18 protein-coding genes are annotated in these 21719 nt (G+C 72.4%); 10 read left to right on the top strand and 8 right to left on the bottom strand.

Annotation, left to right across the window (positions count from 1 at the left end; translation table 11 throughout):
• Positions 1-59: 59 nt before the first annotated feature.
• The 3 genes from ACZ592_RS04280 to ACZ592_RS04270 all read right to left on the bottom strand — a co-directional run bounded on the left by ACZ592_RS04280 (position 60) and on the right by ACZ592_RS04270 (position 4278).
• Positions 60-1832 carry an immunity 49 family protein gene (locus ACZ592_RS04280; RefSeq protein ID WP_471579964.1) on the bottom strand — a complete coding sequence of 591 codons (1773 nt, stop codon included), beginning with the start codon at positions 1830-1832 and terminating at the stop codon, positions 60-62.
• Positions 1833-1926: 94 nt separating this feature from the next.
• The gene (locus ACZ592_RS04275; protein WP_471579963.1) at positions 1927-2625 is read right to left on the bottom strand and encodes an alpha/beta hydrolase; all 699 of its coding nucleotides are present in this window, start codon (positions 2623-2625) and stop codon (positions 1927-1929) included.
• Positions 2626-2766: 141 nt separating this feature from the next.
• Positions 2767-4278 carry a serine-threonine protein kinase gene (locus tag ACZ592_RS04270; RefSeq protein WP_471579962.1) on the bottom strand — a complete coding sequence of 504 codons (1512 nt, stop codon included), beginning with the start codon at positions 4276-4278 and terminating at the stop codon, positions 2767-2769.
• Positions 4279-4518: 240 nt separating this feature from the next.
• On the opposite strand from ACZ592_RS04270, the gene ACZ592_RS04265 reads away from it, so the two are divergent.
• The 6 genes from ACZ592_RS04265 to ACZ592_RS04240 all read left to right on the top strand — a co-directional run bounded on the left by ACZ592_RS04265 (position 4519) and on the right by ACZ592_RS04240 (position 11706).
• The gene (locus tag ACZ592_RS04265) at positions 4519-5727 is read left to right on the top strand and encodes an alpha/beta hydrolase family protein (protein ID WP_471579961.1); all 1209 of its coding nucleotides are present in this window, start codon (positions 4519-4521) and stop codon (positions 5725-5727) included.
• A 165-nt stretch (positions 5728-5892) separates the two neighbouring features.
• Positions 5893-7332 carry an NADP-dependent phosphogluconate dehydrogenase gene (gndA, locus tag ACZ592_RS04260; RefSeq protein WP_471579960.1) on the top strand — a complete coding sequence of 480 codons (1440 nt, stop codon included), beginning with the start codon at positions 5893-5895 and terminating at the stop codon, positions 7330-7332.
• A gap of 398 nt (positions 7333-7730) precedes the next feature.
• On the top strand, positions 7731-8237 hold the full coding sequence (locus tag ACZ592_RS04255) for a transglycosylase SLT domain-containing protein (RefSeq protein WP_471579959.1): 507 nt from the start codon (positions 7731-7733) through the stop codon (positions 8235-8237).
• Positions 8238-8266: 29 nt separating this feature from the next.
• A complete protein-coding gene (locus tag ACZ592_RS04250) occupies positions 8267-9403 on the top strand; it encodes an LCP family protein (RefSeq protein WP_471579958.1) in 1137 nt (378 codons plus the stop codon).
• Positions 9404-9449: 46 nt separating this feature from the next.
• On the top strand, positions 9450-9950 hold the full coding sequence (locus ACZ592_RS04245) for a hypothetical protein (protein WP_471579957.1): 501 nt from the start codon (positions 9450-9452) through the stop codon (positions 9948-9950).
• Positions 9951-10125: 175 nt separating this feature from the next.
• On the top strand, positions 10126-11706 hold the full coding sequence (locus ACZ592_RS04240) for a sigma-70 family RNA polymerase sigma factor (protein WP_471579956.1): 1581 nt from the start codon (positions 10126-10128) through the stop codon (positions 11704-11706).
• Positions 11707-11721: 15 nt separating this feature from the next.
• Here the strand turns inward: ACZ592_RS04240 and ACZ592_RS04235 are convergent, their stop codons facing one another.
• The 3 genes from ACZ592_RS04235 to ACZ592_RS04225 form a co-directional block, all read right to left on the bottom strand.
• On the bottom strand, positions 11722-12852 hold the full coding sequence (locus tag ACZ592_RS04235) for a hypothetical protein (RefSeq protein ID WP_471579955.1): 1131 nt from the start codon (positions 12850-12852) through the stop codon (positions 11722-11724).
• A gap of 240 nt (positions 12853-13092) precedes the next feature.
• The gene (locus ACZ592_RS04230) at positions 13093-13608 is read right to left on the bottom strand and encodes a lytic polysaccharide monooxygenase auxiliary activity family 9 protein (RefSeq protein ID WP_471579954.1); all 516 of its coding nucleotides are present in this window, start codon (positions 13606-13608) and stop codon (positions 13093-13095) included.
• Positions 13609-13720: 112 nt separating this feature from the next.
• A complete protein-coding gene (locus ACZ592_RS04225) occupies positions 13721-14800 on the bottom strand; it encodes a helix-turn-helix transcriptional regulator (RefSeq protein ID WP_471579953.1) in 1080 nt (359 codons plus the stop codon).
• Positions 14801-14892: 92 nt separating this feature from the next.
• Between ACZ592_RS04225 and ACZ592_RS04220 the strand changes: the two genes are divergently transcribed.
• The 3 genes from ACZ592_RS04220 to ACZ592_RS04210 all read left to right on the top strand — a co-directional run bounded on the left by ACZ592_RS04220 (position 14893) and on the right by ACZ592_RS04210 (position 17135).
• A complete protein-coding gene (locus ACZ592_RS04220; protein WP_471579952.1) occupies positions 14893-15291 on the top strand; it encodes a VOC family protein in 399 nt (132 codons plus the stop codon).
• Between the two features lie 281 nt (positions 15292-15572).
• Positions 15573-16313, top strand: a complete 741-nt coding sequence (locus tag ACZ592_RS04215; protein WP_471579951.1) for an FG-GAP repeat domain-containing protein — start codon at positions 15573-15575, stop codon at positions 16311-16313.
• Between the two features lie 159 nt (positions 16314-16472).
• The gene (locus ACZ592_RS04210; protein WP_471579950.1) at positions 16473-17135 is read left to right on the top strand and encodes a helix-turn-helix transcriptional regulator; all 663 of its coding nucleotides are present in this window, start codon (positions 16473-16475) and stop codon (positions 17133-17135) included.
• 76 nt (positions 17136-17211) lie between these two features.
• Here ACZ592_RS04210 and ACZ592_RS04205 read toward each other — a convergent pair whose 3' ends face one another.
• Complete coding sequence (locus tag ACZ592_RS04205; protein WP_471579949.1) at positions 17212-18600, bottom strand: hydrolase; 1389 nt, start codon at positions 18598-18600, stop codon at positions 17212-17214.
• A gap of 135 nt (positions 18601-18735) precedes the next feature.
• On the bottom strand, positions 18736-19791 hold the full coding sequence (locus tag ACZ592_RS04200; RefSeq protein ID WP_471579948.1) for a DUF8094 domain-containing protein: 1056 nt from the start codon (positions 19789-19791) through the stop codon (positions 18736-18738).
• Positions 19792-19981: 190 nt separating this feature from the next.
• Between ACZ592_RS04200 and ACZ592_RS04195 the strand changes: the two genes are divergently transcribed.
• Positions 19982-21655 (top strand): PucR family transcriptional regulator, encoded by a 1674-nt coding sequence (locus ACZ592_RS04195; RefSeq protein ID WP_471579947.1) that lies wholly within the window; start codon positions 19982-19984, stop codon positions 21653-21655.
• Positions 21656-21719: the final 64 nt, after the last annotated feature.

The raw sequence follows: 21719 nt of genomic DNA, 5'->3' as shown, positions 1-21719 counted from the left end.
AACACTCGCCCATCGCCACTGCCGTGGACAACACCTCCGGACGCCAACACGCCGGTGATCTACGTCGGGAACTCTCCGAGCCAGGCACGGCTCAGGAAGTGCTTCGGCAGGTACGGCGCCTGCTCGTCGACCGGGAACTCCGAGTCGTACGCCAGGCAGGCGACCGCCAGCGGGCCGAGGGCCACGTGGCGGTAGCGGGCCGCGTCCTCGCGGTCGGCCGGCCTGCCGGACCAGTAGGTGCCGTGGTGGGCGACGGCTTCGGCGAGCGCCTGCGTGAAGGCCGCCCGGTCGCCCGCGATCAGGCGGTGGAAGACGGCGATGGGCTGGTAGTCGACCAGATTGAGGAACTCGCCCGGGGTGCGGGTCGCGACATGGGGGTGGGAGGTCTCCATGGTGGCGATCAGGTGCTGGACGACGTCGTCCATGGGCCGCCTGAGCCAGAAGCTCCGCAGCGTCTCGATCCAGTGGAAGACGTACTCGTCGACGGTCGAGGCCCGGCGCAGGTCGTCCACGGACACGCCGCAGAGCAGTGTCAGCCGGTCCCCCTCCCGGCAGACCGCGGCGAGGTAGAAGGCGTCGAGCCAGGCGCGGGCGTCGGCGCCCGGCACGGGCCCGCCCGCGGGCAGGCGCAGCACCTGATCGGCGACGCGGCACTCGACCGTGCCGTCCTGAGACGGCGTCGCCGCGGCGAACAGCGCCGCGCCGGTCTGCATGGCCCACACCCAGGATTCCCAGGACTCCAGGGCCCCGCCGTCGGCGTCGCCGGCCAGGCGTGTGTCGCTCAGCCTCCTGGTGACCGCGAAGGCCTCGGCGAGGCCGCCCGGACGCTGGGCGAGCCGCACGACCTGCCCGGCGGCGGCCTCGTGGTCCAGTTCGGCGATGTCGGGCTCGGCGGCCGTACGGGCGGGCTGTGTGTCCGGGCGAGCCCGCGCGCTCTCGGCGTGCAGCCTCTTCATCACGTCCATCAGCTCGGGCGGCGGTACGACGGAGAAGGAGCGGGTCTCGTCGTCGATGACGGTGAGCGAGGTCAACCGCCCCTGGTGCCACCAGTACAGCCGCGGTGACAGCGCGCCGGGACCGTCGTCGTAGGCGCCGAGCGCATAGGCAGCCAGGTCGTTGACGGCGTCCACCACCGTGCCGTCCTCGATCGGGTGGAACGCGAGCAGGTTGCGGCTGGGCAGGACGACGAGCGCGCCGGCTTCCGGCAGTTCGCTGCCGCAGGTCGCGCGGGCCAGCTCGGGAAGGACGAGCGCCTTGCTCGCCACGAAGTGCGAGTCGCCGTGCACGGACCACAGGCGCGCTCCCTGCGGGCCCCTCACCTCCTCGTGCTCGACGAGTTCGCGGATCAGGTTCTCCCGGCCCGCAGCCCAGAGCCGCTCGAGGCCGGCGCGTGCCACGTCCTGGTCGGTGAGGATGCGCACGGAGGCGGGGGTGTCGAGGGCCAGGGCGAAGAGCAGGCCCTCGGCCACCGGCCGCGCGTAACGGAAGCTGTCCGCCGTCTCGCCCGGGAAGGCGTCGTCGGGCAGGAGGCGCGGAAACACCCCGGCGAGCAGTTCCTGCGCGCTCTCGCCGCCCTGCGACGCGTTCTCCAGCGTGGTGAAGTGCCGCTGGACCAGGGCCGGCCAGTGTTCCTCGGCGACGGTCCGGCACTGGTGCGCGAGATGGGCGAGCGGGCTGCGGTGGCCGTCCCCCAGGAGCACGGCGTCGCCCTCGATCCGCGGGTGTATCCCGTGGCGGCTGCGGAAGTGATCGGCTGTCAGGTCCCGCAGGTGTGCGGCCTGTGGAGAGGTCAGCATGGGCAGGTGGGGGTCGGGCGCGTGGTGTTCGTTCACCCGGTGACTCTACGAAGCGGGCGTGGACGTACGTACGAAGGGGTGGCCCGGCGGCTCGGGACGTGGGGACCAGGCGGTTCGGGGCGTCGGCGGATCAGTGTTCCCGCGGGTGTTCGTGGGCGGCCAGGCTCCGGGCGACGACGTCGGGGAGCGGGCCGAGCCCCAGCAGCCCGCCGACGGTTTCCGTGGTGAGGGAGTGCCAGGCGGCCGCCCCGCGGATCATCGCGTGACCGCTGCCGCTCATGCGCACCAGGCCCGCGGTGGCCCCCGCTGCCGCCGCCCGTGCCGCGAGGCCGGCGGACTCCGCGGGGTCGGTCGTACGGTCCTGGTCGCCGTGCAGCAGCACCACGCGCCGATCCCGCAGCTGTGCCACGGGCTCGCCCGGCGGGCACCAAGGGGCCAGCCCCACCACGGCCCGCACCGACGGATGGCCCGCCGCGCGCAGAGCGGCACGGCCCCCCATCGAATGACCGACCAGGACGACCGGGGCGTCTCCGGCCCGCGGGGCCAGTTCCTCCAGCGCGCGGCGGGCGTCCTCGGCGGCGTCCTCCCGCGCGCCGTTCCAGCCCCGGCAGCGGTAGTCGACCCGCCCCACCAGCACGCCTCGCGCCCCGAAGGCCCGCCGGACCCGACGGGCGAAGGGACGCATCCGCAGACCCGGCAGGTTCCACGAGGGAGGCTCCGACAGGCCGTGCTCCCGGCCGCCGTGCAGGAAGAGCACGACGGCCGCGGGCGCCGGGGAGCTGCGGGGCAGGACCAGCGCCGGCCGGGGGTGGCCGGGAGATTCGGGCACGGGGGCTCCTCAGGGGGCGTGACATCGGCTTCCTGCTGAACCAGACATCATGACTGGTGCGCAGCGCCACTCCCCGACGGGCCCCAGGACGTGCCCCAGGTCGTCGGCTCCGTCATGCCGAGGCCGTGCCCGTGCCGCGGCTCATTGCTCCCGGCGCTTGTCTCCTCCGTGGCCAGGGACGCGTGCCGCGCGAAGGACCAGCCGGGCCAACTCCTCGTGGCACACGTCGTCGTGCGCTCCGCTCGGCGGGCCGCCGTCGCGGACCACCTCCGAGGCGTCGACGTTCACGCACCCCGCATCGGGCAGCCCGGCTTCCAGAGCCTCCTCCAGTGTCAGGACGGTGCTCCCGTCCACTCCTTGGGCTCCGTCGTAGCCCACCGCGCCCCAGGTGCGGCCGAGTTCGAGCAGCGGCTCCGAAGCGCCGAGGGTGCGGGTGGCCAGGGGGAACATCAGGCCCAGTTCGAGATCGTGGTGCGAGTACGAGCACACCACGGGCCCGGTGACCCGCTGCTCGGTGCCCGCGAGCACGCCGCGTCCGCGCATCTGCCGGGGAAGGTGACTCGCGAACGCGAAGTGCGAGAGGGCGGCCTGGAGGAGCGTCACGGAGGCGACGCGGTCGTCGGGCCCGAGGCCGCGCAGCGCGAAGCCCATCAGCCGCGCGCCCAGGCCGTGTCCGACCAGGTGGATCCGGAGCTCCGGCAGGGACTCGGCGATGTGGTGCAGCGCCGGTGCGAGGCCGAGCTGGCCGACCAGGCCTGCGCGCCTGCGCAGGGCGTGGGCCGTGACCTGGCGCAGCAGTTCGTGCGCTCCGTCCCAGAGCCGGGGGAAGGCCTGGGGCGAGGGTGTCGCGCTGCGGAAGGAGGCGGCCGCCGACGTGCTCGTGTGCGCCGACCACGACGCCGACGCGTCGGCCGGGCGCGGTCCCGCGGTGTGGGTCTCCTTCAGGGTTCCGCTCTTGGGCACGCCCAGCGACGCGCCGTCGCCCTCGGGCCGCTCGAAGCGTTCGGGGCGGCGCGGCTCCTCCTGCTTCCGCTCCCGCTTGCGTGCCGACTCCGCGCGCGCGTCACCGAGCGCCTCCGCGAACTCGCCGCACACGTGCGTGGCACTGTCGAACAGCATCGCCGGGTCGCTCTGCGGAACGCCCTCGCCGTCGGTGTCCGGGGCGAAGGAGCTCAGCGGCGAGCCGAGCGGCACCTCCACCAGGCGGCGCAGCAGCAGTCCGACGTCGTCCAGGACGGTCTGCCGGTGCTCCCTGCCGTTGAGCAGCCCTTGCAGTTCCGCGACGAGGTCCGCGCTGCCCGGCAGCGTGTCGACCAGGTGTGCCGCGGTGGCATCGCTGATCCGGGGGTGTTCCGGCGGCTCGTCCACCGGTTCGTGGCCGTCGAGGAACTGCATGGAGGGCCAGCGCACAGCGGCGAGGCCCAGGCTGCCCTGCGGAACCAGGCTCCCGTAGGGCGCGAAGAAGTCGGTGGTGAAACCGGCACTCGCCGCCCGGTCGTTGTTCCTGCCGTGTGCCAGCAGCACGAGGTCCGGCACTCCGCTCTTCACCAGGGACTCGATGAACTCGTCGCAGGCCTGGCCGTCGAGCTCTCCGTTGGCGCCGAAGTCGAGCTCCCACTCGAACTCGCCCGTCGTCTCGCGCGGATCACGCATGGCGCCCTCCCTCGGGGTGAGACCGATGCCTCGCAGCATGTGGGAGTGGGCCGGAATCGGCCAGGGCTGGGACGGAATCAGACCGGATCGAGGGAAGTAGTCGACGGCGACGCCGTGTTTTGCCTCATCCCACGAGCTGACATCGGCGGCCCGTGTACGTCCGGAGTCTGGCCGTACGTGATACCGCAGGCCGACGTCACCTCAACACCCTCTGTTCTAGCGTCCTTTGACATGCCTGACATGACGAGACACCGCCGGACCGCCCTGCGGCGAAACGCCCTTGCCGCCTCTCTCACCCTCGCTCTCGCCCTGCCGGTCGCGGGCGGCACGACCGCCTTCGCGGCGAGTCCGGGCGGCGCCGGGGGCGCGGCCGCCGCCCGGTCGGCCGAGGCGTCGACGGCGCCGCTGCGCCTTCCGCGCCCCACCGGACCGTTCGCCGTCGGACGCGACACGCTCCACCTCGTCGACACGAGCCGCCGTGACCCCTGGGTGCCCTCTGCGGGTGCGCGGGAGCTGATGGTGAGCGTGTACTACCCGGGGCGGCACGGCAGCGGGCGCCCGACCCCGTACACCTCGGAAGAGGAAGCCCGGCTCCTCCTGGCGGCGGGCGAGCTCGACGGGCAGGTCTCCGCCGCCGCGTACAGCGCGACGCGCACCTTCGCGCGCGCCGGGGCGCGCCCCGCGCCGGGCCGGTTCCCGCTGATCGTGCTCTCCCCCGGGTTCACCGGGCCCCGGTCCACACTGACCCATCTCGCCGAGGAGCTGGCCGGCCGCGGGTTCGTCGTGGCCACCGTCGACCACGCCTACGAGTCCGTCGGCACGGCCTTCCCCGGCGGGCGCGTCCTCACCTGCCGGGCCTGCGAACCCGGCTCGAAGCCCGGCATGGGCAGGGTCATCACCGAGGGCCGGGCCAAGGACCTCTCGTACGTCATCGACCGGCTGACCGGCCGAGGTGCTTCCTGGCGGCACTCCGGCATGATCGACGCCGAGCGGATCGGGGCGGGCGGGCACTCCATCGGCGGCGCCGCCGCCCTCGCCACCATGACCACCGACCGCCGGGTGCGGGCCGGGCTGAACATGGACGGCAGTTTCCACACGCGGCCCGAGGGGATCGACGGACGCCCCTTCCTGATGCTGGGCACCGAGGTCCAGCACACGCCGGGGGTCGAGGACGGCAAGAACTGGGACGAGACCTGGCGGGGCCTGGACGGCTGGAAGCGCTGGCTCACCGTGGCGGGCTCGGGTCACTTCTCGTTCACCGACGTCCCGGTCCTCGCGGCGCAGGCCGGCGTGGTCGACCCCGAGGTGCCGCTGTCCGGCGAGCGTTCCCAGCAGATCCCCAGGGCGTACGTCGGGGCCTTCTTCCAGCGGCACCTGCGCGGCATCCCTCAGCCGCTGCTCGACGGACCGACGCCGGCGAATCCCGAAGTCACCTTCCAGCGACGCTGAAGCGCACGGCGCCGCGACCGCGAAGCGAGGAGAGCCGAGGAGGCTGCCCGGAAGGTGCCGCAGGCCGCACGCACAAGACACGCCGCTCGGGAACCGGTCCCGATACGCGGCATCGGCCGCACTGAACAATGGAGCACCACCTTCTCTTCCTCAGGAGCGACAGGCATGAGCACTACAGCCCAGATCGGTGTCACGGGCCTCGCTGTCATGGGGCGCAACCTCGCCCGCAACTTCGCCCGCAACGGATACACGGTCGCCCTCCACAACCGCACCGCGGCCCGCACGCACGAGCTGGTGAGCGAGTTCGGCGAGGAGGGCATCTTCGTCCCGACCGAGACCGCCGAGGAGTTCGTGGCGGCCCTCGAACGCCCGCGGCGACTGGTCGTCATGGTGAAGGCGGGCGAGCCGACCGACGCGGTGATCAAGGAGTTCGCGCCCCTCCTCGAGCCGGGCGACATGATCGTCGACGGCGGCAACGCGCACTTCGCGGACACCCGGCGCCGCGAGAAGGAGCTGCGCGAACGGGGCATCCACTTCGTCGGCACCGGCGTCTCCGGCGGTGAGGAGGGCGCGCTGCACGGACCGAGCATCATGCCCGGCGGCAGCGCCGAGTCCTACCAGTCGCTCGGCCCGATGCTGGAGAAGATCTCCGCGAAGGCGAAGGACGGCGCCCCCTGCGTGACCCACGTGGGCCCGGACGGCGCGGGACACTTCGTCAAGATGGTGCACAACGGCATCGAGTACGCGGACATGCAACTGATCGGCGAGGCCTACCAGTTGCTGCGGGACGTGGCCGGGTACTCCCCCGCGCGGATCGCGGACATCTTCCGTACGTGGAACACCGGCCGCCTCGACTCCTACCTGATCGAGATCACGGCGGAGGTCCTCTCGCACGTGGACGCCGCCACCGGCAAGCCCTTCGTGGACGTCGTCCAGGACCAGGCCGAGCAGAAGGGGACCGGCCGCTGGACGGTGCAGATCGCGCTCGACCTGGGCGTGCCGGTGTCCGGGATCGCCGAGGCGGTGTTCGCGCGCTCGCTGTCCGGGCACGCCGGGCTGCGCGCCGCGTCCAGGGGCCTGGCCGGCCCGACGGCGAAGGCGCTGAGCGAGTCGGAGGCCTCAGCCTTCGCCGACAAGGTCGAGCAGGCGCTGTACGCCTCGAAGATCGTCTCCTACACGCAGGGCTTCCACGAGGTCGCCGCCGGCAGCGAGACGTACGACTGGAACATCGACCTCGGCGCGGTGGCCGGCATCTGGCGGGGCGGCTGCATCATCCGGGCGGCGTTCCTCGACCGGATCACCGCCGCCTACGAAGCCGACGCCGACCTGGTCTCGCTCCTCTCCGACAAGAGCTTCGCCGACGAGATCGCGGCGGCGCAGGACGACTGGCGGGCCGTCCTGGTCGCCGCGACCACACAGGGCGTGCCCACACCGGGCTTCGCCGCCGCCCTCGCCTACTACGACGCGCTGCGCGCCGAGCGGCTGCCCGCGGCGCTCACCCAGGGCCAGCGGGACTTCTTCGGCGCGCACACCTACCGGCGGGCCGACCGCGAGGGCTCGTTCCACACGCTCTGGGGCGGTGACCGCTCCGAGGTCGACGCCTAGGGAGCACGCCTGGGAAGTACGGGGGCGAGGGCCCGGACTCCGGCCGCGTGCGGTCGGGCTCCGGGCCCTTCCTGATACCGGCGCGGCCGGGGCGGCCGTACGGCGCCGTCACGGGTGACCGGGGCCACGTCACAGGGCCGACGGCTGTGAGCCCACTCATAGGGGCCACGTCACATGCTAACGACGGTAGTAGCCGGGCCGGGGCGGTTCGGGGGCCATGGGCCCGGATGCGGCGTCGACCAGGGATCCCTCTGCGTAATGGGGTAGTACGTCACACCTTTGCGCAGCTCCGCGGGTGCCGCTAACCCTGGCTGATGTCTTCGGGACGCCGGGATCGCACCGGGCACGACAGCCCGCGCCGACCGCGCCCCACCCACCCGCCAAGGAGTGACCCCCGCATGAGCATCTTCCGTTCCTCGAACCGCCCGGCCCGACTCCGTCGCCTCTCCGTCGCGAGCCTGGCCACCACCGGTGCCGCGGCCGCCGCCCTGACCCTGGTCCCGACCGCCGCCCACGCCGCCGAGCCGGCCCAGACGGCCAAGGCCGCGCCGCAGGCCGCCAAGGCCGCCGGCGACAAGTCCTACCCCGAGAACCTCGACGGCTGGATCCGCGAGTCCCTGGACATCATGAAGTCCAAGGGCATCCCCGGTTCCTACGAGGGCCTGCACCGCAACATCATTCGTGAGTCCGCCGGCGACCCGAACGCCCAGAACGGCTGGGACGTCAACGCGCAGAACGGCACCCCCTCCAAGGGACTTCTCCAGGTCATCCAGCCGACCTTCGACGCGTACCACGTGTCCGGCACGGCCAATGAGCTGACCGACCCGGTCGCCAACATCACCGCGGCCGCCAACTACGCCGCCGACAAGTACGGCTCCATCGACAACGTCGACTCCGCCTACTGATTCACCGGTTTCACGAAAAGAGGCAGCGCATGCCGCACCAGAGCGGGAACGAGTACCCCCCGCACCCGGTCGATGGCCCCGCGGTGCCCGACTACGGGCCCGCGCGTGTACGCGGCTCCCGACGCAAGCCCCGGAGGAAGGCCCTGCGCTACACCGCCTGGGGCGCCCTGGGCGCGGTCCTGGTCGCCGGCGGGGGCGTGGCATACGCCTGGCAGCACCTCGACGGCAACATCCGGGGCACGGACGTGAACGCCGCCCTCGGGCACGACCGCCCCGCACAGCGGCAGGACGGATCGATGAACATCCTCCTGCTCGGCTCCGACTCACGGGCCGGGACCCACGGCCAGTACGGCGGTGACGTGAGCGGTGCCCGCGCCGACACGGCGATGGTCCTGCACGTCGACAAGACCCATAAGAAGGCCTCGGTCGTCAGCATTCCGCGCGACACGATGGTCGAGCGGCCCCAGTGCGCGACGTCCCACGGCGGCAGCTCGCCGGGCGCGCGGCAGGCCATGTTCAACTCGTCGTACCAGGTGGGCGGACCGGCCTGCACCGTCAAGACCGTCGAGAAGATGTCGGGCGTCCGCATGGACCACTACCTCGAAGTCGACTTCAAGGGGTTCCAGAAGCTCATCGACGAGCTCGGCGGGGTGGACATCACCACCCACAAGGCCATCAAGGACCACAACAGCGGTCTCTCGCTGACCGCCGGCAAGCACACCCTGAAGGGCAAGCAGGCGCTGGCGCTCGTCCGGACCAGGCACGGCGTCGGTGACGGCAGTGACCTCGGCCGCATCCAGCTTCAGCAGGCCTTCATCAAGGCCCTGATCCACCGCGCCAACGCCGTCGACCCGCTCAGCAGCCCCGCCAATTCCTACGACCTCGCGGACACCGCGACCAAGACGATCAGCGCCGACTCCGACCTGGCATCCGCGGACAAGCTCCTCGGTCTGGCCAAGGAGCTGAAGGGCATCAGCCCCGACCGCACCGACATGATGACGATGCCGGTCACCTACGACGCCCAGGACGCGGGCCGGGTGCTTCCGCTGGACAAGGCCTCGCACCAGGTCTGGAACGCGCTGCGCAAGGACCGGCCCATCCCGAGGTCCGCCGCCCAGCAGTCGGTGGGCGACCGGAGCGATTCGCCGGTGTCGGCGGGTTCCTGACGCCGAGAGCGACGAGGCCGCCCTTCGCGCGTGGCAGGCTACGGCGATGACGACACTGGCCCAGTTGCGCAAGGCGGCACTCGCCCTTCCCGGGACAGCGGAAGAGGCCCGCGCCGACGGGGTGGTGTTCACCGTGCGGGGCACGGTGTTCGCCGCTGTCACGGGCGACGGCCTGCTGGAGCTCGGGCTCCCGGCCGGGCCCGTCGCGAACCTGGACGCCCCGGCCCCGGACCTGCCCGGCCCGCTGTCCGCCGTCGGCGGCAAGGACCTCAACGCGCTGGTCCGTGCGGCGTGGCGGCACCGCGCCCCCGCACGGCTCGCGGCGGAGCTCGACGGGATCGACGCGGGCGCGGTCCCCGCGGGATCAGACCTGCCGGCCGCCATCGGCAGGGCCGCGACCCGCGCCCTGCTCGGCGCCGGGATCACCACACTCGACCGGGTCGCGGCCCGTACGGCGGGCGAACTCCTCGCGCTGCACGGGGTGGGCCCCAAGGCCGTGCGGATCCTCGGGGAACATGTGAGCCTGCGACAGGACGACCCGGCCTGAGGGGCCGGCCTCCACGCCGAGATCCGGACCTCACCCTCATGTCGAGGGTCAGACTTCGCTCGAAACGTCACTCGATACGGTCAGCAGAGAACAACAAATTTCTGTTATCGACGTGGGTGTGGACCGTCTCCCCTGTGTCGGAGGAGAAACCCCCCACACAGAAAGTGGACCCAGCGTGAGCAGTGAACGCCACACAGCGATGATCAGGGCAGCGCAGGACGGGAACCAGCGGGCGCAGGACGCGCTGGTGGCGGAGTACCTGCCGCTGGTCTACAACATCGTCGGGCGGGCCCTGAACGGCCACGCGGACGTCGACGACGTGGTGCAGGAGACCATGCTCCGCGTCCTCGGCGGCCTGGACGGGCTGCGCGGCCCGGAGCGGTTCCGCAGCTGGCTGGTCGCCATCACCATGAACCAGATACGCGGTCACTGGCGGGAACGCGCGTCGGGCGCGATACCCACCGGCGGCGGTCTCGGCGACGGCTACGACGTGGTGGACCCGGGCGCGGACTTCGTGGACCTGACCATCACCCGGCTCGGGCTCTCCGGGCAGCGGCGGGAGACCGCCGCTGCCACCCGCTGGCTGGACGAGGATGACCGGGCCCTGCTGTCGCTGTGGTGGCTGGAGTCCGCGGGCGAACTCACCCGGCCGGAAGTCGCGGACGCGCTGGAGCTGTCCCCGCAGCACGCGGCGGTACGGGTGCAGCGCATGAAGGCCCAGCTGGAGACGGCCCGCGTCGTCGTCCGCGCCCTGTCGGCCCACCCTCCCTGCGCGGGCCTGCGACAGCTCACCGCCGGCTGGGACGGGGTGCCGTCGGCCCTGTGGCGCAAGCGACTGGCCCGCCACGCCCGCGACTGCGCGGCGTGCGAGGGCCACTGGTCCAACCTCGTGCCCGCCGAGGGCCTGCTGGTCGGCCTCGGCCTCGTCCCGGTGGGCGCCGGGCTCGCCGGCCTGGTCGTACCGCCCGACCTCGTCGAGGTCGGCTCGGCCTCCCCTGCGGCCGCCCCGGTCTCCGCGCGTACCCGGGCCCGCCGTGACCGCGCCAGACGCCGCCACCGTGCGACCGGCGTCGCCGTCGCGGTCGTCGCCCTCGGCATCGGCGGCACCGCGGTGCACCTGCTCACCGGCCCCGACACGGACGAGAACGCACCGTCCACCGCCGCGGCCCCGGCCTCTCCCACACCTCCCTCGGCCTCCAAGAGCGCCTCCGCGACGCCCGAGCGGTCCGCGTCCCCCAGCGCCAAGCCCTCCCCCAGCAAGACGAAGAAGAAGCCCAAGCCCTCCCCTTCACGCACCACGACCAAGCCCGCCAAGCCGAAGCCGAAGCCGACCCCGAAGCCGGAGGCGCCCGACCCCGCGCCGCCGAAGCCGAGCGGCACCGCCGAGCAGGTCGTCGCGCTGGTCAACACCGAGCGCTCCAAGGCGGGCTGCGGACCGGTCCGGTCCAACGGCAAGCTCGCCACGGCGGCCGCCAAGCACTCCACGGACATGGCGGCACGCGACTACTTCGACCACACGAGCCCGGACGGCAAGGATCCCGGAGACCGCATCACCGCGGCCGGCTACCGCTGGAGCACGTACGGCGAGAACATCGCCCGCGGGCAGCAGACCCCGGCGTCGGTGATGGACTCCTGGATGAACAGCCCCGGCCACCGCGCCAACATCCTCAACTGCGACTTCAAGGAGCTGGGCGTGGGCATCCACAACGGCTCCGGCGGCCCGTGGTGGACCCAGGCTTTCGGCACCGCCCTCTGACGCGGAGCGCGGCGGTCAGCCGACCCGCTGGGTGTGGAACTGCTCCAGGCGCCGCTGCGCGAGCAGCAGCGTGCCGCGCTGGCGTCCCGGCACCTTGCGGCGCAGGGTGATCAGGGACGGCCCGAGCGCGCGGACGGCCTCGGGGTCCTTGATGCGGTCCCAGAGGTGGTGGGCGCGGTCCGCCGCGGCCTCCACCTCGGGAGAGTCGGGAGCCTGCTCGGCCATGAGCCGGGCGGAGGCCACCGCGAGCCACGTCTCGCAGCTGCGCGCCGGATCACCGGCAAAACGTGCCAGATCCGCCCGCACCTCCATCCAGTGGATGACCTCCTTGGAGCCGGGACCGTGCATGCGCAGCGCGCTCTGCTCCCACGACGCGGCCAGGGTCGCCGCCTCCCCGTGCCGGCCGGCCTCGACCGCCGCGGTGATCGCCGCGTGCGGATCCATGCCGTTGTCCTCGGCCTGCGCGCGGAGGGGTCCGGGGGCGGCGGCGGGTCCGGGCAGGGCCGTCGGCAGGGCGCCGGGGTCGTGGGCGAGCAGCAGGTCCTGGGCACCGTCGTCGAGGCACTGGGCGGCGGCGTGCTGATGGAGTTGGGGCAGCGGCGGGCGGTGGCCGCTGCGCAGGATCGTCGCGAGGGCCTTCATGTACGCGGGGGTCGCGGGCGTGCGGCGCTTGGCCGGCGGGGCGACGCGGCCGTACAGCGTGACGCCGGGGCCCGCGTCCAGGGGCTGCTCGGCGAGGGCCTGCCAGCTCTCGGGGTCGGTATGCAGGTCGACGACGACCGTGGTGCTGCCCGCCGGACGCAGCCGCAGCTCCTGTGCGATCCAGTGCCAGGGGAATCCGGTGTAGCGCACGGTGGCCGTGGTGGTCCGGGCCAGCGCGACGTGGACCTTGCGCTGACGCCGGTCGAGATGGATCTGGCCGATGAGGAAGACGGTCAGCGGTCCCGGCGCCATGGCCGCGGCCCGCAGCCGGGTGAGTACCGTCTGCGGGTCCAGGGGGTCCGCCAGTTCCACGATGCTCGCGGTCGGGGCACCGGCCAGCGTCTCCGGGGGCACCGCCGCGAGGACGGGAAGCACGGAGGCGGCGTCCACCAGACGCCCCTTGCCCACCGGGGCAGCCGCGATGAGCAGCACGGTTCCAGGCATGGGCCCCTCCCTCTCGATCATCACGTCAGCACCGTATCCGCATCTCACGCCCGGCGCGCCCACCGGGCGGGCTTCACCGCAGACCCTAAGCGCGGGGCGGCGTGCTCCGCAGGCGGGTCCGGCAGGAGGGTGGGGCGTGAGGGGCGGGGTACGGCGTGCGCGTGAGCGCGCGGAGAGCGGGAGGGGCCCGGCAGCCGAGGCGGGATCAGCGTCTCGCGACGGATGTCGGGCGGGACGGAGTCAGCGGATGTTGACGTCGATGCAGGCGTAGAAGGCGTTGGACGTATCGCCGATGTTCCACACGGCGAGGACCTTGTGCCGGCCGGTGGCACTGCCGAGGTTGACCTGGTGGGAGACGGTCTGCGGGGGCTGCTGGTTGCCGCCGTCGATGGTGGCGACCTTCGTGCCGTCCACGAAGTACTCGTAGTTCGCCGTCCTGTGCCGGGCGGTGAACGTCCAGGTGAAGGTCTGTGTCCTGCTGACGTCGCTGACCCGCCAGCCCTTGTTGTCGTTGTCGAGCTCCGCGAACCGGGAGTTGCCGCCGCTGCAGCTGCGCAGGCCCTTGGGGCCCTCCACGCTCTGCGGTTCCCACTTGATCTCGCCGCACTGCACCGTGCCGGCGGCGCACTGCGCCTGGCGGCTGGCCGGTGCGTTGACGTATCCGTGCGCGCTCGCCGAACCCGTCGGCAGCGTGAGGGCCAGTACCGGCGCCAGTCCTGCGCCGATCACGGCCGCTGTCTTGCGCTTCTTGTCCATGCTTACTCCTTCACTGCATTGCTTCATGGGGGTGTGCAGCGCGAAGTGCTCTCGTGGGGCGGGGGTGAGGGCGGAGTCGTGGGTGGGTGAGCCGAACGGTGGGGCCAGATGTTCACGACTGCCGATTAGTCCGGACCATAGACTTTGGCGCGCCGCGGTCAAGGTTGGTTTCTCGCCACGCCTCGTGCCGGGCGCGTGACGCCAGCCGGTCGGCGAACGCGCCGACGAGAACGCGCAGTTCATCGGGGCGTTCGATGACGAACGGGCGGTCGAGCGCGGCGAGCACCGGGGGCAGCCAGTCGAGGTGCTCGGCCCGCAGCTCGACGCGCAGCCAGCGTTCCGCGTCCCCGTCTCGGGCCACGTCCGGCGCCGGCTCGGGCCCATGCTCCGGCTCGCACTCCGCCAGCACCGCCACACTGGCCGGAAGTCGGGCCCGGATCCGCTCGGCCGTCGCGTGGATCCGCAGGGTCACCTCGTGCCGGTACTCGGCGGTGGCCAGGCTGGACAGCACGCGCTGTTGCGGGGTGGGGCCCTCGGGAACCTCGAACGAGCCGGGCAGGGCCCTCGCTTCGGTGATGCGATCGAGGCGGAGGGTCCGGTCCTCGTCGAGTCCGGCGTCCTTTCCCGTGACGTACCAGCGGCCCGCGTGGGAGACGATTCCGTACGCGTGCAGCCTGCGTTGGCTGCGCCGGCCTTCGCGATCGGTGTAGCGGATCGAGAGCGGCCGGTTGTGGCGCACCGCGTCGGCGACGGTGAGCAGGGTTTCGGCGTCCGGGGCGGCGAACTCGCCGGGGCGGTCGGTGAAGGAGAGCGAGGCGAGAAGGACGTCGAGCCGGTGGGCGACGTGCCGGGGCAGCACCCGCCGGATCTTGGCCGAGGCCGTCTCGCCCGCCGTGTCCGCCGACGTCGTCAGCCCTGTCCGACGGCCGGCCGCCAGGCCGAGCAACACGGCGATGGCCTCGTCCTCGCTGAGCATGAGGGGAGGCAGCCGGTAGCCGGCGCCGAGCCGGTAGCCGCCGTAACGGCCGCGCACGGATTCCACGGGCACGTCGAGGCCGGCCAGCTGCTCCACGTACCGCCGTACCGTGCGCCCGTCGACACCGAGCCGGTCGGCGAGTTCGGCGACGGTCCGCGTGCCGCCCGACTGCAGGAGTTCCAGGAGTGTCAGCACACGGCCGGTGGGTCGGGACATGCTCCCAATCTAACGCCAATACAGGGCGGATTCTGTCCACTATTTCTCCTAGCCTGCGCTGTACGGCACCTACGACAGCCAGGGAGATCTCCATGAATTTCGTATCGATCCGCATCATCACCGCCGATGTGGCACGTCTCGTCGCGTTCTACGAGCAGGCCACGGGCGTGCCGGCGGTGTGGGCCACCGAGGACTTCGCCGAGCTCGGGACGCCCACTGCCACGCTCGCGATCGCGAGCACCCGTACGGTTCCGCTGTTCGCCCCGGACTCCGCCCGCCCGGCGGAGAACCACAGCGTGATCACCGAGTTCCTGGTGGACGACGTGGACCGCGTCCACCAGAATCTGACCGGCCTCGTGAGTGACTTCGTCGCCGGGCCCACCACGATGCCGTGGGGCAACCGGTCGCTGCTGTTCCGTGATCCCGACGGCAATCTCGTCAATTTCTTCACCCCCGTCACCCCGGCGGCCAAGGAGAAGTTCGCCCGCTGACGCCGCCGCATTCACGCGCCTGCCGCCAAAAGGGCAGGAAGGGCGTTCCAGTCGCGCGTTCCAGGCGGCTTGCGTTCCCCCAGGTCAGAGGGTGTTTCTGCGTTCCAGTGTCCCTATCTGCCCGGCTTTCGTGGCGATCGGGGCAGCTCACCCCGCAAGCTCGGAACGTGGTCATCCGGGCGGTCTCCGCGGCCCACGCCAAGAGCACCGACGCGTCGCGTGCGGCAGGAGGACCCGGTCCTTGAGCACGGTTCAGCAGTAACGACTTTGGGAGTTCGTACATGCTTCACAAGCGCTCACGCCTGATCGCCGCCCCCGTCGCGGCCCTCGCCGTGTCCCTGACCGTCGCCGGGTACCAGGCCAGCGCGGCCGGGTCGCCGGCCTCGGGCGGCGCGGGACAGTCCGGCAGGGCCGCCGCGGCCCCGTGTCTGACGGGTGCCACGACGCTGGTCGGCGACCTCGACGGCGACGGCCGAGCCGACAAGATCATCAACCCCGGGCACACCGGCACCAAGATGACGATCCAGTGGGGCACCGCGAGCGGCTCGTTCGGCGACAAGCAGTCCGTCGGCAAGCTGCTCGGCGCGAAGCCCGGCGAGGTCGCGACCGCCGCGGTCGCCGACTTCCAGAAGGACGGCAAGCTGGACATCGTCGTGAACATCGTCAAGCCGTCCGGCGTCGACGACCCCGCCACCGCCCGCGTCGCCGACTTCCGCAAGGGCCCCCTCAAGCGGACGAACCTCGGCTCGGCCCAGACCCGCCACCTCGACATCGGCGACGTGCGCGAGGCGAAGGAACTGCGGGTCGCGAACTACGGCGACGACGCCTACCCGGACCTCGCCGTCCTCGCCAACGCCGGCGACGGCGTGCTGGAGCGCAGCGTGCGCCTGTCCAAGGCGAGCAGCGGCCCGGGCGACTACGACCAGGACCAGGACCAGAAGTACGGCGACACGGGTACCCCCGCCGAGCCGCCGGCCATGCCCACCGACGGCTGGAAGCACTTCTACAAGTCCTGCTCCTGACCACCACCGGTCGCCGCCGGGCCTTCGGGCACCGGCGGCGACCGGCACGGTCGGGCGAGCGGCGCCCGCGGACCGTTCCCGCGGGCCCCACACCGTCGATGACCCGTAGATGGGCCCCGGCACGGTCCCCCACCGCTGCCGCAGAAGTGAGGAAGAACCTTGTCCAGCTCGTCCCCTGCCCCCGCCGGCCCCGCGGCCCCCGCCTCGAAGACGAACCGGGTGCGGGTCGCCGTCACCGCGCCCGACCCGATAAGCCGCGAGGGCGTCATCAGCCAGTTGCGCCGCTACCCCGAGGTCGAGGTGTGCGGCGGCGCGAGCCCGGCCACGGTCGCCCTGCTCGTCGAGGACACGCTCGACGCCGCCGCGTTCACGCGGATGCGGCGCGCGGTGCGCAGCGAGGGCGCCAGAGGCGTGCTCATCGCGGGCACGGTCCGCGAGCACGAGCTCCTTGACGTCATCGAGTGCGGTGTCGGAGCCGTCGTCTGGCGCCGCGAGGCCACCGCCCCGCGCCTGGTGCAGGCGGTGCTGACCGCCGCGAAGGGCGGCGGTCAGCTGCCCGCGGACCTCCTGGGCCAGCTCATCGGCCAGGTACGACGCCTGCACCGGGGCGGTGACCAGCCGGGGTTCCTGCTGAGCTTCACCAAGCGCGAGGTGGACGTGGTGCGCCTGGTGGCGGAGGGGTTCGACACCTCCGAGATCGCCACGAAGCTGTCGTACTCCGAACGCACCGTCAAGAACGTGATGTACGGCCTCACCACCCGCCTGCACCTGCGCAACCGGGCGCACGTGGTGGCGTACGCCGTGCGTGAGGGCTACATCTGAGCGGCCCGGCCGATCGCGCACGGCGAACCCCGCCGCCCGGTGGCCGGGTGGGCGTCCACGCCCACCCGGCCGGACATCAGACGGTGAAGCGGACCGACTCCAGCGGGAGCTTCAGCTCCATCGGGCTGCCGCCGTACTTCCACTGGCCGGGATCGGTGCACGTCTCGCCCAGCCACTCCTTGTCCCGCACATAGGCGTCGGTGCACACCGAGCCGTCGAAGACCTGGATCGTGTATCCCTGCAGGGGAGCGTCCGCGGCCTCGGTGCTGCCGACGAACATGTCCTTCTCGTCCTCCCCCTTGGCCCACTTGTCGCCGTCGCGCCAGCCCACGTCCACGAAGGCACCCGCGCCGGAGAGACCGTTGGTGCCGGAGACCGCGATGTTGAGCGCCTTGATGGGCGTGCCCTCGCCGGCCGTGCCCGCCTCGGCGCCGTCGCACACGGCGTCCTGCCAGGCGTCGCCGACGTAGGCCCGGTAGCAGATGTGCCGCCCGCCGCCGTCGGCGGCGATCTCGCGCACCGCGTCGGCTGCCGTCTTCGGCTCCTCCTTGGGCTTTTCGTCCCCACCACCTCCGCCTCCCTGATCCTTCGGCGGCTCCTCCTCGGACTTGTCGGGGGACTTGTCCTTCTTGTCGTCGGACGGGGGCGGCGCGCTGCTGGCAGGCGGGGACGGACTGTCCGGCACGACGTTGCCCGCGGCCTGCGGCTTCTCCTGCGCCATGGTCTGCATCTGGGGCCGGTAGGTCAGCCAGACCGTCACGAACGCGATGGTCATCGCGAGGAGCAGACCGACGCAGGCGGCCAGCCAGCCCGGCAGGATCCCGCGCTGCACGAAGGTTCCGTCCACGGTCAGCGGCTCGCTGCCGGAGCGCCGCACGGCCAGCGCGTAGGGCACGTCCTGCTTGCCCCCGAACCAGGTGACCTGCTGCGGCCGCAGCGTGGCCCGCACGAAGGCGGCCCGGCCCGGCTCGATCTGGACGTTGCCGGGATCCAGTTCGCAGGACAGCCGGTCCCCGTTGTCATTGCCGCTGAGCGACGCGGTGACCTGGGTGTTGCCGAGGTTGTCGACCGCCAGCTGCGGCCGTCCCCGGAACCATCCCTTCACCGTCGGCGGCACCAACTCGGCGCGCAGCTCGGTGAAGGGCGTGACGGTGAGGCTGCCCTCGGGCACGGCGACGGCGCCCGGGTGCTGCGTCGGCATGACCCGCACCGCGAACGGATGCGGTCCCGCGCTCACGTCGGAGGTACGAGGCGGTGCGAAGGTCACCTCGGCCGTGCCGATCGTCCCTGGGTAGAGCCGCAGCACCGGCGGCTCCACAGTGGTCCAGGGGGCCAGGTCACCGACCGGGTCCAGGCGGTACTCGTCGACGATGTCACCGGTGTTGCGTACCCGCAGTCGCACCGTGGTGCTGTTGCCGGGGTCGACGGTCGCGGAGACGGGTTCCAGGGAGGTCCAAAGGCTCACCCCACAACGCTAGGAGAGCCCGGGGAGCCCGTCAGGAGGCCACCGGGCAGACCCGGTTGCCCCGACGGGCAGTCCCCGTGCCCTCCGGAGCGTCCGGACCACGGTCCGTGTCCGGACCACGGTCCGGTCAGCGGCTCAGAGCAGGCCGCGCCGCGGGCCCTGCGCCTTGATCATGTCCCAGCTGTCCGTGACCATGCTGACCTTGCCCCGGGCAGGGATGTACGCGTTCCCCTGGTGCAGGTAGTCCACGAGGAACATCATCTCGGGCTTCTTGCTGCCGGCGAGGAGGGCGATCTGCGGGGACGGGGTGATGCGGGCAGCCGGGTCGGTGGCGTGCATGTACTCCTGGACGTCGGCGTTGAAGAAGGTCAGGGTGCCGCCGTCCCGCGTCCGCAGCGCGTAGACCGTCCTGTGGTCCGTCTTGCCCGCCTTGAACTCCGACTTGCCGCCCGGGTTGAGCATCTTGTTCTGCTCCAGCGGGAACTCGGTCATCCACTTCGCGGTCGGGCTCGCGCCGACCTTCGCGCCCAGCTTCTCGTCACCCGAGTAGAGCGCCACCAGCGCGTCGTCCATCCGGTCCGGCGCGAGGACGCCCTTCTTCTCGGCCGTGTCGGTGACCGGGACCACGAAGCCGTCGGAGTCCTTGGCGAGTGGGGGCGTCTTGGGGTCCTTCTTGTTGGTCCAGCCGCTCCACACGGCCTTCCAGTCGCCGCCGTCCTTCTCGAAGACGACGGTGGCACGGCTGGACTTGGCCGAGGTCCCGTTGTGGTCCTTGGTGTCGGCGCGCAACGCGAACCAGGTCGCGCCGCTCTTCGCGGACGGGACGAGGTACTCGCGGTTCACGTAGTCGAAGGGCTCGCGGCCCTCGGCCCTTTCCTTGGCGGTCCGCAGCTCGTCCTGCTGGTAGGTGTTCGCGCTCCTCTGATGGAGGCCGCCGCCCTCGACGGCGGACAGGATCTGGCTGTCGCGCTGCGCGTTGGCCCGGTTGTTGACCTTCACGTAGTGGTCGACGATCTTCTTCGCCTCGTCCTGGCCGACCAGGCCCTCGGGGGCACGGTCGGCTGCCGTCCTCCCGTCCCCGGACTTCACGTCGTCCCCGGAACCGGACGAGCAGGCGGCGGCCGTCAGGGCGAGCGTGGCGGTGCCCGCGGCGATGAGGAGGGTCGTGCGGTTCCTGCGGTGCGTGAACATGTGGTTCCCCGTTGGTCGGAGCGCGAGGTGAGGGTCGTGCCGAGGCGTCACGTTAGCGTTCGCGACGGAGGTGCCTCCGCGCAGGGTTGGCCCGTTGCCCCGGGGTTTTCGTTCCGGCGCACGGACATGTCCGCGTAATCTCGTACTCACGCACGAATACGTACGACCGCACCGGCCCTAACCTGCGGAGATGATCAGGCACATGTCGACGCACCCCGCCCGCAGCCTGAGCCGGGTACTGGAGGACTTCGGCGCCACCCTCCTCGATCTGCTGCACGGTGACCCCGCCCGCGCGGGCGAGCTCGGCGGCGTCGGCATCCACGACCCGTACGACGAGCAGCACTACCCGCAGCGCGCCATCGTGCTCGGGGTCGGCGTGCACGGAGCGGACCGGATCGCGCAGTTGATGCGCGAGCTCGACGCCGCCGGAGCCGCTGCGCTGGTCGTGCGCGGGCCCCTCGACGGCGCGGAGCTCGCGGAAGTGTCCGCCCAGACCGGGATCGCGCTGCTCGCCCTGACACGGGGGGCCTCCTGGGCCCAGCTCGCGGCGATGCTGCGCACGGCACTGGCCGAGGGCGACGTGGGCGAGGTCGAGGAGCAGACCCTGGGCGGGGTGCCGTCCGGCGACCTCTTCGCGCTGGCGAACGCGATCGCGACCCTGCTGGACGCACCGGTCACCATCGAGGACCGGAGCTCGCGCATTCTGGCCTTCTCCGGGCGCCAGGACGAGGCGGACCCCGCGCGCGTGGCCAGCATCCTGGCCCGGCGGGTGCCCGAGCGCTATCTGCGCATCCACGAGGAGCACGGCGTCTTCAAGGAGCTGTACCTGAGCGAACAGCCGGTGCACATCCCGCCGCCGGCCCTCGGCGACGAGGTGGCGCTGCCGCGCGTGGCGATCGCCGTCCGGGCCGGCGACGAGATCCTCGGATCGGTCTGGGCGGCGCTGCGGGAGCCCCTCACCCCGGAGCGGGAGGCAGCGTTCAAGGAGGCGGCCAAGCTGGTGGCCCTGCACATGCTGCGCTTTCGCGCGGGCGCCGACGCCGAGAACCGGCTGCGCGCCGATCTGGTGACCACGGCCCTGGAGGGCGGCGCCGGAGCGGTCCGGGCGCTGGGCAGACTGGGGCTCGCCGACGAGCCCCTCCTCGTCCTGGCCATGGGACTCCAACCCGCCGAGGACCGGGACCACGCCCGGCTCACGGCCGAGCGCCAGCGGCTGACCGGCGCGCTGGCCGTCCACCTCACGGCGGTGCGGCCACGGGCCGCGGTGGCGCTGCTCGGCGACGTCGCCTACGCGCTGTTCCCCGTGCCGGACGACTCGGCGGCCGCGCGGGAGCGGGCCGAGCAGGTGGCGGCGAACTTCCTGCAGCGCACCGGCGACCGGCTCGGCGCGGCCGTCGGAATCGGCTCGGTGGCGACCGAACCCGCGGCTCTCGCCCGGTCACGGGTGAACGCGGACCGGGCGCTGCGCGTGCTGTTCGGCGGTCGCGGCGGGCGACGGGTCGCCGCCATCGCGGACGTGCACATCGACGCGCTGCTGATCGAGATGCGGGACCTCGCGCTCGCCAACCGGGACGAACTGTCCGGCCCCATCGCCCGGTTGGCGGCCTACGACCGTCGGCACAACGCCCACCTGGTCGAGACGCTGCGGGCCTGGCTCGACGCGTTCGGCGATGTGATCACCGCGTCGGCGAACGTGTTCGTCCACGCCAACACCTTCCGCTACCGGATCCGCCGCGTCGCCGAAGTGGGGCAGATCGACCTGCGGGACCCGTCCGCTCGGTTCGCCGCGATGCTGCAGCTGAGACTGATGGGCCTGTACGACGAGGGCGGCGAGTCCCGGCCCGGGAGGCCCCCCACGGAGTAAGGGGAGCCGCCCTCCGTCCGGCTCCGGCGAACCGCACCACCCTTGCCGCGAGGGCACGTCGACA

The organism is Streptomyces sp. NPDC040622, from assembly GCF_055593965.1.
This window is presented reverse-complemented; position numbering and strand designations above follow the sequence as displayed.